Source organism: Micromonospora sp., assembly GCF_048594385.1.
In the GTDB taxonomy this organism is placed as follows: Bacteria; Actinomycetota; Actinomycetes; order Mycobacteriales; family Micromonosporaceae; genus Micromonospora; species Micromonospora wenchangensis.
Genome location: NZ_JBMDWU010000255.1, coordinates 1 through 12964 on the forward strand (window position 1 = coordinate 1; position 12964 = coordinate 12964).

The following is a 12964-nucleotide window of genomic DNA, read 5'->3' on the forward strand; positions in this document are numbered from 1 at the left end:
GAGGAACTGGGCACCACCGGCGAACGCCCGCCTGCCGGCCGCGACCCTGGGCAAGACACGCCTGAGCGTCCCACCGCTGGGCATCGACGTCTTCGACCCACCGCTGCACGGTCTGGTCCTCGCTGAGGCCGAATTCACCACCGACGAGGCGGCACACTCCTTCCTCCCACCCCCGCAGGTGGTCGCCGAGGTGACCGACGACGTCCGGTTCACCGGCGGCTCGCTCGTCCACGCCCACCGTGACGATCTGCTCAGCTGGCTCGCCGACTACGGCATCAAGCCAGCCATCACCACCCGGCAGACCCCCTGAACTCCCCGTTCTCACCTCGGCCTGCCGATCGGTGACGATGTTCTCCAGGGGACTCCGGTCTTTTGTCCACCCGGGATCGGCGGGTTGGTCGAACACGCCGGCAAGGTCGCCCCACTTGCACCAGGCTCAGGCGTCGGCGAAGTCGAACTCGCCGTCCTTGACTCCGCCGACGAAGGCCGCCCACTCGTCAGCCGTGTAGACGATCGTCGCCGCGTCACGCGCCTTGCTGTGCCGCACGGCCACCCGACCCGAGCCGTCGAGCAACGGCCCCGCTTCCACACAACTCCCGCCGTTGCTGTCGCTCTTGGTGCTGATGTGCCAGGCGACCTCAGGCAAAGCCTCGTTCATGCCAACTCCTCTGCAATGACGCCCATCAGGGCGGTCGACTCATCTTTGCTGAGTGCGGACTTCGACAGACGATCGTACGCATGGAGAAAGCGCTCGGCTTTTGGTGACTCCATGTAGAGCCGACCGCCGAGGGATTCGACGTAGGCAACCGCAGGATACGGCTCGGGAAGATGGAAGATCCAGAACGTGCCGTCGAGTCCCTGGTGGAGGGCAACCGAGAACGGCATGATCTGGACGCGGACGTGCGGCAGGGCCTGGAGTTCCATCAGGTGCGCGAGCTGGTCCCGAAGAACCTGGACACCACCGACCCGGCGACGCACGACGGACTCGTCGATGACGGCATGAATCGTGAGGGGGCGTTCCCTGGCGAGCACTTCCTGCCGCGAGAGCCGCAGCTCGACCCAGCGGTTGATCATCGACTCGGACGCCTCCGGTTCCGCCGCGTTCCGGATCACCGCCTCGGCGTAGGCCCGGGTCTGGAGCAGCCCCGGCACGAGGGTCATGTGAAAGCAGCACACCTTGTCGGCGCGGCCCTCCAGCCACGGGTACTCGATGAAGGACGAGTCGACGACGTCGCCGTAGTCCTCGTCCCAGCGGTCGGTACGCCACACGTCCTCGGCCAGCGCCAGCAGGCGGGCCCGCTCGGCGGCGTGGTGGAAACCGTAGAGGTCGAGCAGTGCGACGACGTCACCCTTGCGGATCGGCCAGTCCGCCCGCTCGTAACGGCCGAGCGCCGACATGTCGCGTTGCAGGTGCTCCGAGACGAGTTTCAAGGTCATTCCGCGTTCTTCTCGGAGTGCGCGGAGTTGTTGGCCGAGCCACTGCGCGCGCAGGGTCCGTATGAACGGCTTGTGCGGCATGATCCACCTCTCGAAAAAGTTGACGAGGCCCGCGAAGGAACCATTGCTCCAGTTCCAGCCCACTGGAAACGTGGCCTTCGGGTGAGGGTGATCACCGGCCCCCGGGGACGCCCGGTGCAAGCGCAGTAACCGCGGCTGTGCCAACAGCCGAGAAGGTGACGAGAGACGGCCTCGCGGATGGCAGCCGCATACCGGATCTCGTCGGGTCTCAACATGAAGCCGAATTCCGGCTCCGACCGACTTGCTGAATACCTATCACGGCGGCGTGGGTTCCCGCGACCCCGTACCCGTCAGGAGGCGACGAATGATCCGCGACGACGGCACCCTGCCGGCCCGGCTGCATCCGCTTCTGGTCCGCGACCACCAGTTCCCCACCGCCGGCTTCGGCCGGCGGGGCCTCGATCCCCGGGAGGTACGCCGGTTCCTGATCCGGGTCGCCCTGGAGTTGGCCAGCCTGCATCAGGAGGTGTCCCGGCTGACCGGGGAGAACACCAGACTCAAGCGGCTGCTGCGGGACCGCCGCAGCGCCCAGGCCAACCGTCCCCCGTGCTGAGCGATGACCCGGCGTCCGGCCGGGACGACGGTCACCGCCACGTGCTGCACCTGCCCGTCACGGCCGCCGACCAGGATCAAGCGCTGCGTTTCGCGTACGCGCTGGCGCGGTCGTTGGCGTTGGTGCCGGGGCTCGAAGTGGCCGGGGCCACCGTGTCGGCCGAGGACGCCCAGCACGTACGACGGTGGGTGTTCTGTGACCGGATCATGGCTGACCGGCGGCGCTGCCTGGCGCGGGCCGACCACGACGGGCCGTGCGACCCGGACCGGTGAGCCGGGTCGGTGAGCGGGACGGACGGCGGTCAGTCGACCTCGACGACGACCAGCTCGCCGACCTGTTCGCCGATCTGCCGGCGGCTGTCCGCCGGCAGCCCGGCGTCGGTGATCAGCAGGTCGGCCTCGGCCAGTGGGGCGATGGTGGCGATGCCGATCGTCTCCCACTTGGTGTGGTCGGCCAGCACCACCAGGTGCCGGGCCGCCCCGATCAACCGCTTGTTGACCGCCGCCTCCAGCAGGTTGGGGGTGGTGAACCCGGTGCGCGGGCTCATCCCGTGCACGCCGAGAAAGAGCAGATCCACATTCAGGGTACGGATCGCCGCCTCGGCCACCGGCCCGGTCAACGCGTCCGACGGGGTACGGATCCCGCCGGTCAGCACCACCGTCTGGTCGACGCGCGGGTTCTGGTAGAGCGCGTCGGCGACCGGGATCGAGTTGGTCACCACGGTCAGCCCGGGTACGTCGCCGAGCAGGGTGGCCAGCGCGGCGGTGGTGGTGCCGGCCGACAACGCGACGGCCATCCCGGGCTCGACCATCCGGGCGGCCCGACCGGCGATGGCCCGCTTCTCGTCCTGCTGGCGGATCGACTTGGCGGCGAAGCCGGGTTCCTCGGCGGACCCGGGGCCGGCCAGGGTCGCCCCGCCGTGCACCTTGTCGACCAGCCCCCGTTCGGCCAGCACCTCCAGATCACGGCGGATCGTCATGTCGGAGACGCCGAACCGGCTGACCAGGTGACTGACCCGCACCCCGCCGCGCTGCCGGATCAGCTCCAGGATGGCGTTCTGCCGTTGCTGAGCGAGCATCGAACCTCCCAACCGCGCGGACGAGGGAACGGTACGCAGGTCAGGCCGCTGCGGCCGGGGACGGTTCACCCGCTGGGACCGCCCCGCTCACGGCCGGCTCCTCCCGCACCACGGCCACCTCGCCGGCGGGCACCCGCAGCGTGCCGCCGCAGGGCTGCCCGGTGAGCAGGTCGGTGCCGGTCACGTCGAGGGTCGCCTCGGCGTCGGTGTGGTTGACCACGAACAGCCAGGACCGGTCGTCGGCCCGGCGACGGACCACCTCGACGCCGGTCGGGGCGGTGGCCGGCGGGCGTACCCCGGCCTCGGTGAGCAGCCGGCCCACCAGGGCGTCGGTGGCCCCCTCGTCGAGCCGGGTGGCCAGGTACCAGGCGGTGCCGTCGCCGACCCGGTGCCGGGTCAGCGCGGGCACGCCCGGCAGCGGACCGTCCTCGTAGGACGCGACGACCTCCGCGCCGGCCGGGTGCAGCCACTCGGTCCACACGTCGGCGGTGGAGCCGTCGTCGAGCGCCACCTGCTCGCCTGCCAACAGCGGGAAGAACTCTTCGGTACGCACCCCGAGCAGTTCCCGGAACGCTCCCGGGTAGCCGCCGAGCCGGATGTGGTCGTGCTCGTCGACGATTCCACTGAAGTAGGTCACCAGCGCCGTCCCGCCCCCGGCGACGTACCGGCCCAGCGCCTCGGCGTCGGCGTCGCGGACCAGGTAGAGGGTGGGAACGAGGACCAGCCGGTAGCCGGACAGGTCGGTCGACGGGTGCACCACGTCGGCGGTGACGCCGGCCCGCCACAGCGCGTCGTAGAGCGCCCGCATCCGGTCGGCGTAGGTGACGTCGACGCTGGGGTGGGAGTCCAGCTCGACGCCCCACCACGCCTCCCAGTCGAACAGGATCGCCACCTCGGCGTCGACCCGGCTGCCGCGTACTTCGGCCAGGGCGGTGAGGTCCGCGCCGAGCCGGCAGACCTCGTCGAAGACCTTGGTGTCCGGGCCGGCGTGCGGGACCAGGGCGGAGTGGAACTTCTCCGCGCCGGCCCGGGAGGCCCGCCACTGGAAGAACAGCACCCCGTCGGCGCCGCGCGCCACGTGGGTGAGGCTGTTGCGGCGTAGCTGGCCGGGGGTCTTGGCGACGTTGCGGGGCTGCCAGTTGACCGCGCTGGTCGAGTGTTCCATGAGCAGCCACGGGTCGCCGCCGGCCACGCCCCGGGTGTGGTCTGCGGCGAACGCCAGGCCGAGGTGGGCGTTCGGGTCGGTGACGGTCAGGTAGTGGTCGTTGGCGACCAGGTCCACGTCGGCGGCCCAGGAGTGGTAGTCCATGTGCTTGATGCCCATGCCGATCATGAAGTTGGTGGTGACCGGCTGGCCGACCCGCCGTTTGAGCACCTCCCGTTCGGCGCGGAGTTGGGCGCGCTGCGCGTCGGAGGAGAAGCGCAGGAAGTCGAGCTGCTGGGTGGGGTTGGCGAAGGTGGGCGCGGCGCGCGGCGGGTTGATCTCGGCCCAGTCGTGGTAGCGCTGGCTCCAGAAGGTGGTGCCCCAGGCGTCGTTGAGCCGGTCGAGGTCGCCGTAGCGCTCCCGCAGCCAGTCGCGGAACGCCTCGGCGCTGACGTCGCAGTAGCAGTGCACGTTGTGGCAGCCCAGCTCGTTGGAGACGTGCCACATCACCACGGCGGGGTGCTCGGCGTAGCGGTCGGCGACCGTCTCGACCAGGGCCAGCGAACGCTCGCGGAAGACCGGCGAGCTGGGGCAGTAGCCCTGCCGGCCACCGGGCCACAGCACGGTGCCGTCGACGGTGCGCGGCAGCGTCTCGGGGTGCCGGTGGGCCAACCACGGGGGCGGGCTGGCGGTGGCGGTGGCCAGGTCGACCCGGATGCCTCCGGCGTGCAGGACGTCGAGGGCACGGTCGAGCCAGCCGAACTCGTACCGGCCGGGGGACGGTTCGAGCAGGGCCCAGGAGAAGATCCCGACCGAGACGAGGTTGACGCCGGCCCGGCGCATGAGCGCGACGTCGTCGGCCCAGACCTGCTCGGGCCACTGCTCGGGGTTGTAGTCGGCGCCGAAGTAGATTCCGTCGCCCTGCCAGCTGCCGTGTTGCCGCATGAGAGCAGAGCGTGCCCCTAGCGGTCGATCAAGTCAACACTTTCCAACACGGACCCGCTTTCCAACGTTTACCACCAGGATCCCGTACGGCTTCGGCGATATCGATCCGGAGCTGCCCTCTTGACAGGCGCGCACGGACGGGTAGCTTCAAGCGCCACCGGGAGTTTGTGTTTGCCAATGTTCGTTCTCGGTGGATCTATGTTGGCATTCCCGAACAGCCGCTCCCCCACCACTGACGGCCCTCGGGCGCAGCGCACCTCTTCTTCCGCAGGAGGCACCATGTCCCGTCCCCGCACCGAAGCCGAGTATCTCGCCCGGCTCGTACCGTCCTCCGTCGCCGGCATCGGACGACGTTCCCTGATCACCGGGGTCGGCGCGGGCGCGCTGCTCGGCACCGGGCTGCTCACCGGTTGCGGCTCCGACTCCGACTCGGGCAGCGACAGCAAGGAGGTGTCGGTCGGTTCCAACCAGTCCGACCCGCAGCCCAAGGGGGTCATCGCCAAGGTGATGGACGGGTTCAAGACCTCGTCCGGCATCACCGCCAAGATCAACACGGTGGACCACAACACCTACCAGGAGAACATCAACAACTACCTGCAGGGCAAGCCGGACGACGTGTTCATGTGGTTCGCCGGCTACCGGATGCGCTTCTTCGCCGCCAAGGGACTGGCCGGCGACATCAGCGACCTGTGGGGCAAGCTCTCCGGCTACTCCGACGCGTTCAAGAAGGCGTCCACCGGGGACGACGGCAAGCAGTACTTCGTGCCGTCGTCGTACTACCCGTGGGCGATGTTCTACCGCAAGTCGGTCTGGAAGCAGCACGGCTACCAGGTGCCGACCACCCTCGACCAGCTCACCACCCTCAGCGCGCAGATGAAGCGGGACGGCCTCACCCCGATCGCCTTCGCCGACAAGGACGGCTGGCCGGCGATGGGCACCTTCGACATCCTCAACCTGCGGATCAACGGCTACCAGTTCCACATCGACCTGATGGCCGGCAAGGAGGCGTGGACCTCCGACAAGGTGAAGAAGGTCTTCGACACCTGGGCCGGCCTGCTCCCCCTGCACCAGCCGGACAGCCTGGGCCGCACCTGGCAGGAGGCCGCCCAGTCGTTGCAGCAGAAGAAGAGCGGCATGTACCTGCTCGGTCTCTTCGTCGCCCAGCAGTTCGGCAACGACGAGCAGGACGACATCGACTTCTTCACCTTCCCCGAGATCGACCCGGCGATCGGGGCCAAGGCCCTTGACGCGCCGATCGACGGCTACATGCTGGCCCGCAAGCCTAAGGCCGAGGCCAGCGCCAAGAAGCTGCTGGAGTTCGTCGGCTCCAAGGAGGCCGCCGACATCACGGTGAAGAACGACCCGACCACGCTGGTCGCCAACAGCGGCGCGGACACCAGCGGCTACACGGCCCTGCAGAAGAAGGCCGCCGAGCTGGTCGGCTCGGCCACCGAGATCGCCCAGTTCCTCGACCGCGACACCCGGCCGGACTTCGCCTCCACCGTGATCATCCCGGCGCTGCAGCAGTTCATCAAGAACCCCAAGGACATCGACGGGCTGGTCAACAGCATCGAGAACCAGAAGAAGTCGATTTTCACCAGCTGACGGCGAGAGGGGGAGGACCGTCGTGTCCGACCTGCCCCTGATCCAGGCGGATCACGCCGTGTCGTCGCCGGCCACGACCACCACCTCCCCGGGTGGTCGCGGCCGGCGGCTACGGCTCCTGTCCCGCACCGACCGCGTGGTGATCACGCTGATGGTGCTCGTACCGCTGCTGCTGGTGGTCGCCCTGGTCTGGCTGCCCGCACTGGCCACCGTGGCGCTCTCCGGCACCGACTGGGACGGCATCGGGCCGCTCAGCGAGATCGACTGGGTCGGTGGGCGGAACTACTCCGACGTGGTCAACATCTACCCGCCGTTCGTGCCGGCGATGCAGAACAACCTGCTCTGGCTGGCCGCGCTGTTCGTGGTGGCCACCCCGTTCGGAATGTTCCTCGCCGTGCTGCTCGACAAGGAGATCCGGGGCAGCCGGTTCTACCAGACCGCGCTCTACCTGCCCGTGGTGCTCTCGCTGGCGCTGATCGGCTTCGTCTGGCAGCTCATCTACTCCCGCGACCAGGGGTTGCTCAACGCCGTCCTGGGCGGCCAGACCGACTGGTACGGCGACCCGAACGTCAACATCTGGGCGGTGCTGGTGGCGGCCGGCTGGCGGCACGTCGGCTACATCATGCTGCTCTACCTGGCCGGGCTCAAGGGTGTCGACCCGTCGCTGCGGGAGGCCGCCTCGGTCGACGGCGCGTCGGAGACCAGCACCTTCTTCCGGGTGATCTTCCCGGTGCTGCGGCCCATCAACATCATCGTGCTGGTGGTGACCGTGATCGAGTCGCTGCGCGCGTTCGACCTGGTCTGGGTGATCAACAAGGGGCGCAACGGGTTGGAGCTGATCTCCGCCCTGGTGACCCAGAACGTCGTCGGCGAGGCCAGCCGGATCGGCTTCGGCTCCGCCCTGGCGACGATCATGCTGGCGGTCTCGCTGGTCTTCATCACCATCTACCTGGCCGTCGTCATGAGGGAGAACCGGCGATGAGCGCGTCGACCGTGACCCGACCGCCGGCGTCGACGCCGACGGCGAAGCCGGCACCGCGCCGCCGGCCGTTGCGCCCCGCCCGGGTGGTGCTGCACCTGTTCCTCGGCGCGGTCGCCGTCGGTTGGCTGTTCCCGATCCTCTGGGCGGTGCTGACCTCGCTGCGCTCGTACGCCTACACCGCCGCCAACGGGTACGTCTCGTTCGGCGGGTGGACGTTCGACAACTACGTCACCGCCTGGCAGACCGCCGAGTTCGGCAAGCACTTCCTCAACTCGGTCTACATCACCGTCCCGGCGGTGCTGCTGACCCTGTTCCTCGCCTCGTGCGTGGCGTTCGTGATCGCCCGGTTCAGCTGGAAACTCAACATCGTCCTGCTCGGGCTGTTCACCGCCGCCAACCTGCTGCCCCAGCAGTCGCTGCTGATCCCGCTGTTCCGGATCTTCACCGAGGTGCCGCTGCCGGAGTTCATGAGCGACTCGGAGCTGCTCTACGACAGCTACTGGGGGCTGATCCTGGTCAACGTGGCCTTCCAGTGCGGCTTCTGCGTCTTCGTGCTGAGCAACTACATGAAGGCGCTGCCCCGCGACCTGTACGAGGCGGCCATGGTGGACGGGGCGAGCATCTGGCGGCAGTACTGGCAGGTGACCATGCCGCTGTGCCGGCCGGCGCTGGCGGCCCTGGCCACCCTGGAGGTGACCTGGATCTACAACGAGTTCTTCTGGGCCACCGTGCTGATGCGTACCGGCGACAAGTTCCCGGTCACCAGCTCGCTGAACAACCTGCGCGGCGAGTTCTTCACCGACAACAACCTGGTGTCGGCCGGCTCGGTGCTGGTCGCCATCCCCACCCTGGTGATCTTCTTCCTGTTGCAGAAGCAGTTCGTCAAGGGCCTGACCCTGGGAGCGTCCAAAGGCTGAGTCACGGCACCCACCCACCCATGCGCGCGAGAGCGGTATTCCTGGCAGGCATGAATATGACCCACAGGCATACCGCTCTCGCGCGGCACTGACACCCCTCGACCTCACCCACCGTGACGAACGCCGGGGTGCCCGCACCGGAGATGAGCGCCATGACCGATCCGACCGTGATCCACCTGCGCCGGGGCCACACCAGCCTGGTGCTCGACGCACGCGGCCCGGGGCTGCCCCGGATCGTGCACTGGGGCACCGACCTCGGCCCGGTGCCCGCCGACGACCTGCCGGCCCTGCTCGACGTCACCGTGCCGCCGGTGGTGCCGAGCAGCTTCGACGCGCCGACCGTGCTGTCCCTGCTGCCCGAGGCGAGCGCCGGCTGGAGCGGCCGGCCCGGACTCGCCGGCCACCGCCACGGACGGGACTGGTCGACCGCCTTCCGCCTCGACGCGATCGACGTCGATGATCCGCGTGGCGACGTGGGGGACGCGGTGCGCGTAGCCCATGAGGAGGATGACCGGGGTGGAGTCGGCGCGGCGCGGGTGAGCGTGCGGGCGACGGACCCGGGCGCGGGGTTGACCCTCACCGTCGAGGTCACCCTCGACCCGGTCGGGGTGCTGACCGTACGGCACCGGCTGCGCAACGACGCCGACCAGCCCTACGAGGTACGCGAGCTGACACCGGTGCTGCCCGTGCCGGCGCTCGCCACCGAACTGCTCGACCTGACCGGCCGCTGGTGCCGCGAACGTGCGCCGCAGCGGCACCCGTGGCCGCACGGCGCCTGGGTGCGCGAGGGGCGGCACGGGCGGACCGGGCACGACGCCACCCTGCTGCTGGTCGCCGGCACCGCCGGATTCGGCTTCGGCCACGGCGAGCTGTGGGCGGTGCACACCGCGTGGAGCGGCGACCACGTGACCGTCGCCGAACGCCGCCCGACCGGTGAATCCACCCTGGGCGGCGGGGAACTGCTCGCCCCCGGCGAGATCGTCCTCGGCCCCGGTGAGGAGTACGCCACCCCGCTGCTCTACGCGGTGCACTCCACCGCCGGGCTGGACGGGCTCAGCGACCTGCTGCACACCCACCTGCGGGCCCGGCCGGAACATCCCCGCACGCCGCGTCCGGTCACCCTCAACGTGTGGGAGGCCGTCTACTTCGACCACGACCTGGACCGGCTGCGGACCCTCGCCGACCGGGCCGCCGAGGTGGGCGTGGAACGGTTCGTGCTCGACGACGGCTGGTTCACCGGCCGCCGGCACGACCGGGCCGGCCTGGGCGACTGGCAGGTCGACGCCGACGTCTGGCCGGCCGGCCTGGGACCGCTCATCGAGCACGTTCGCGGGCACGGCATGCAGTTCGGGCTCTGGGTGGAACCGGAGATGGTCAACCCCGACTCCGACCTGTTCCGCGCCCACCCCGACTGGGTGCTCGCCGCCCCCGACCGGCTACCCCTGCCGTGGCGGCACCAGCAGGTGCTGGACCTGGCCAACCCGGCGGCGTACGCCCACCTGCTCGACCGGCTCGACGGCCTGCTGACCGGGAACCCGGGGATCAGTTACCTCAAGTGGGACCACAACCGGGACCTCACCGAGGCCGGGCACGCCGGCCGGCCCGGGGTGCACGCGCAGACCGTGGCGGCGTACCGGCTCCTCGACGAGCTGCGCGCCCGGCACCCGCACCTGGAGATCGAGAGCTGCTCGTCCGGCGGGGCCCGGGTCGACCTGGAGATCCTGCGGCGTACCGACCGGGTCTGGGCCAGCGACACCAACGACGCCCTGGAACGGCTGTCCATCCAACGCTGGACCGGGCTGCTGCTGCCCCCGGAACTGGTCGGCACGCACATCGGCCCGGGACGCTCACACACCACCGGGCGGGTGCACACCCTGGGCTTCCGGGCGGTCACCGCGCTCTTCGGCCACCACGGCATCGAGTGGGACATCGTCGCGCTCGATCCCACCGAGCGGGCCGAGCTGACCGCCTGGGTCGCCCTGCACAAGCGGCTCCGGCCGCTGCTGCACACCGGGCGGGTGGTGCGGTTCGACCACCCGGACCCCGCCGTGCAGGCGCACGGCGTGGTCGCCCACGACCGCTCCCGCGCCGTGTACGCGGTGTCCCGGGTGGCCACCTCCGTCACGCAGACCCCCGGCCCGGTGCGCCTGCTCGGCCTCGACCCGGCCCGCCGGTACGCCGTCCGTCCCGCGCAGGGGGTGCCGGAGCCGGACGTCATGCAGATCACCGGACCGGGCTGGCTGCCCGCCGTGACGCTGCCCGGCTCGGTGCTGGCGACGGTGGGCCTGCACCTGCCGGCCCTGAACCCGGAGCAGGCGCTGCTGCTGGAGGTCGACGCCGTCGACTGACCGGCCCGCGTTCGGGTCCGGGTGGGCGGGCGCAGGGCGCTTGATCGACTCATCGGGGGCGAGGTAGCGGTGTCCCCGACGCTCGATACCGCTACCTCGCCCCCGATGAGGGGATCACGCACGGGTGGTGGCCGGGCCCCGGAGGACCCGGCCACCCGGGGCGGTCAGCTCGCGGTGCAGGTCACCGCAGGCGCCGGGTTGCTGCCGGTCCAGCTGCCGATGAAGCCGAAGGCGGTGCTGGCCCCGGCACCGAGCCGGCCGTTGTAGTCGACGTTGCGGGCGGTCACCGTGCTGCCGCTGCTGCTCAGCGTCGCGTTCCAGGACTGGCTGACGGTCTGGCCGTTGGCGTAGGTCCACTTCGTCGTCCAGCCGTTGATCGCCGCGCTGCCGGCGGTCACCTTCACCTCACCCTGGAAGCCGCCCTGCCACGACCCGATGACGGTGTACGTGGCGGTGCAGCCCCCGGTCGCCGGCGGGGTCGTCGTCGGCGGGGTGGTGGGGGGCGTGGTCGGCGGGGTGGTCGGTGGGGTCGTGGGCGGGGTGGTCGGCGGCGTGGTCGGGGTGGTGCCGGAGTAGACCGAGGCCTCCTTCGCCGTCGCCTTGATGCCGTTGACGCCGTTGAAGATCCGCTGGCCCCAGGTGGTCAGGGCGGCCGGGTTGAAGTTGGTGGTCATGTCGAGGTACTCCACGCCACCGCCGTTGCCGCTCCACGACCAGCCGAGGTAGCCGATCCCGTTGGCCTGGGTGTACGACAGGATGGTGTCCTCGTCGGGGTTGCCGTCGGAGTGGTCGAAGCCGAACTCGCCCACCACGATGGGCAGCTTGGCGGTGCGGAACCGACCCAGGTAGTCGCTGATCTCGGCGGCGGTGTCGAAGACGCCGTACATGTGGATCGAGAAGACCGTGTTCTTCTGCGGATCGGCGGCGAACACCCCGGCCGCGTTGTCGCGCATGGTGAACGACCAGTCCTGACCCCAGTTCGGGGCGTCCACCATGATCGTGTGGCTGATCCCGCCGGCCCGCAGCCGCTTGATCGCGTTGGCGTTGTCGGTGGCCCAGGTGGCGTAGCCCTGGTTGCCGTACGGCTCGTTGCCGATGTTGACGATGACGTACCGCTCCTGGCCCTGCAGGGCGCTGGCGATGCTCAGCCAGTAGTCGACCGCCCGGTCCAGGGTGATCGCCCCGGCCTGCTCGCCGTAACCGGTGGTGTCGTGCACCTCCAGCACGCAGATCAGCTTGTTGGCCCGGCACAGCGAGATGACGTTGCTGACGTCGGCGGCGGTGTTCTTGGTCCAGCGGTCACCGCTGGCCAGCACCACCCGCACGGTGTTCGCGCCGAGCGCCTTGATGTTGGCGAAGGAGGTGGTCTGCTGCGGGTACCAGGTGTGGGCGTGGTTGACGCCCCGCATGATGAACTCGTTGCCGTTGGCGTCGTAGAGCTTGCCACCGGAGACCGTGAAACCGGCCGCGGCCTGGGCCGGCTGGCCGAAGGCGAACACGGCGGCGAGGACGGTGAGCAGGGCGACGCCGGCGACGGAAAGTCGCTTCTTCATGGGTTTCCTCAGGAAGGGTCGACCCCGTTGCCCTGGCGGGGTGGCGATGCTGGTGACGGTGGCGCTCGGCTGCAGCCCGACAGCCGCCGCCTGACTCCCTGGCCGCGTGCGGACCAGCGTAGGGCCACCGGGCCGGGAAGGCAACCGGTTAAGTTGCCTGCCTGCCTCCGCCGACCCTGCGGCGACCCACGCCGACCGTGAGCCGCCACAGGGGGCGGTCATCCCCACCACAGGATGTGACACCACCAGCCTGAACCGGTTAAGCCGGACATTAGACGGCCCTCACGTCACCGTCAAGAGGGACCCGGCCGCACATCCGAG

The 12964-nt window shown here is 70.0% G+C and carries 12 protein-coding genes; 7 read left to right on the forward strand and 5 right to left on the reverse strand.

Going from position 1 to position 12964, the window contains the following annotated elements:
- The coding region (locus ACOJTC_RS13355) for a hypothetical protein (protein ID WP_420117096.1) at positions 1-310 on the forward strand (310 nt) is incomplete at its 5' end.
- A 126-nt stretch (positions 311-436) separates the two neighbouring features.
- Here ACOJTC_RS13355 and ACOJTC_RS13360 read toward each other — a convergent pair.
- Positions 437-658 carry a DUF397 domain-containing protein gene (locus tag ACOJTC_RS13360; protein WP_420117097.1) on the reverse strand — a complete coding sequence of 74 codons (222 nt, stop codon included), beginning with the start codon at positions 656-658 and terminating at the stop codon, positions 437-439.
- The gene (locus ACOJTC_RS13365) at positions 655-1518 is read right to left on the reverse strand and encodes a helix-turn-helix domain-containing protein (RefSeq protein WP_420117098.1); all 864 of its coding nucleotides are present in this window, start codon (positions 1516-1518) and stop codon (positions 655-657) included. The genes ACOJTC_RS13360 and ACOJTC_RS13365 overlap by 4 nt, the downstream gene beginning before the upstream one ends.
- Positions 1519-1822: 304 nt before the next feature.
- Here ACOJTC_RS13365 and ACOJTC_RS13370 point away from each other — a divergent pair, with 304 nt between their 5' ends.
- Positions 1823-2071, forward strand: a complete 249-nt coding sequence (locus ACOJTC_RS13370; protein WP_208569897.1) for a DivIVA domain-containing protein — start codon at positions 1823-1825, stop codon at positions 2069-2071.
- Positions 2065-2343 carry a hypothetical protein gene (locus tag ACOJTC_RS13375; protein WP_420117099.1) on the forward strand — a complete coding sequence of 93 codons (279 nt, stop codon included), beginning with the start codon at positions 2065-2067 and terminating at the stop codon, positions 2341-2343. Before ACOJTC_RS13370 ends, ACOJTC_RS13375 begins: the two co-directional genes overlap by 7 nt.
- A gap of 29 nt (positions 2344-2372) precedes the next feature.
- On the opposite strand, the gene ACOJTC_RS13380 is transcribed toward ACOJTC_RS13375, so the two are convergent.
- Together ACOJTC_RS13380 and ACOJTC_RS13385 are read right to left on the reverse strand one after the other, a co-directional pair.
- Positions 2373-3149 (reverse strand): DeoR/GlpR family DNA-binding transcription regulator, encoded by a 777-nt coding sequence (locus tag ACOJTC_RS13380; RefSeq protein ID WP_357932550.1) that lies wholly within the window; start codon positions 3147-3149, stop codon positions 2373-2375.
- 40 nt (positions 3150-3189) lie between these two features.
- On the reverse strand, positions 3190-5238 hold the full coding sequence (locus tag ACOJTC_RS13385; RefSeq protein ID WP_420117100.1) for a beta-galactosidase: 2049 nt from the start codon (positions 5236-5238) through the stop codon (positions 3190-3192).
- A gap of 279 nt (positions 5239-5517) precedes the next feature.
- Between ACOJTC_RS13385 and ACOJTC_RS13390 the strand changes: the two genes are divergently transcribed.
- The 4 genes from ACOJTC_RS13390 (at position 5518) to ACOJTC_RS13405 (ending at position 11090) form a co-directional block, all read left to right on the forward strand.
- On the forward strand, positions 5518-6843 hold the full coding sequence (locus tag ACOJTC_RS13390) for an ABC transporter substrate-binding protein (RefSeq protein WP_420117101.1): 1326 nt from the start codon (positions 5518-5520) through the stop codon (positions 6841-6843).
- A gap of 22 nt (positions 6844-6865) precedes the next feature.
- Positions 6866-7825, forward strand: coding sequence for a carbohydrate ABC transporter permease (locus ACOJTC_RS13395; protein WP_088642202.1), 960 nt, complete (start codon positions 6866-6868; stop codon positions 7823-7825).
- Complete coding sequence (locus ACOJTC_RS13400; protein ID WP_088642203.1) at positions 7822-8742, forward strand: carbohydrate ABC transporter permease; 921 nt, start codon at positions 7822-7824, stop codon at positions 8740-8742. Before ACOJTC_RS13395 ends, ACOJTC_RS13400 begins: the two co-directional genes overlap by 4 nt.
- A 152-nt stretch (positions 8743-8894) precedes the next feature.
- On the forward strand, positions 8895-11090 hold the full coding sequence (locus ACOJTC_RS13405; protein ID WP_420117102.1) for an alpha-galactosidase: 2196 nt from the start codon (positions 8895-8897) through the stop codon (positions 11088-11090).
- A 164-nt stretch (positions 11091-11254) separates the two neighbouring features.
- Here ACOJTC_RS13405 and ACOJTC_RS13410 read toward each other — a convergent pair whose 3' ends face one another.
- Entirely contained in the window at positions 11255-12643 is a 1389-nt protein-coding gene (locus ACOJTC_RS13410) for a cellulase family glycosylhydrolase (protein ID WP_420117103.1), read from the reverse strand.
- Between the last annotated feature and the right edge of the window lie 321 nt (positions 12644-12964).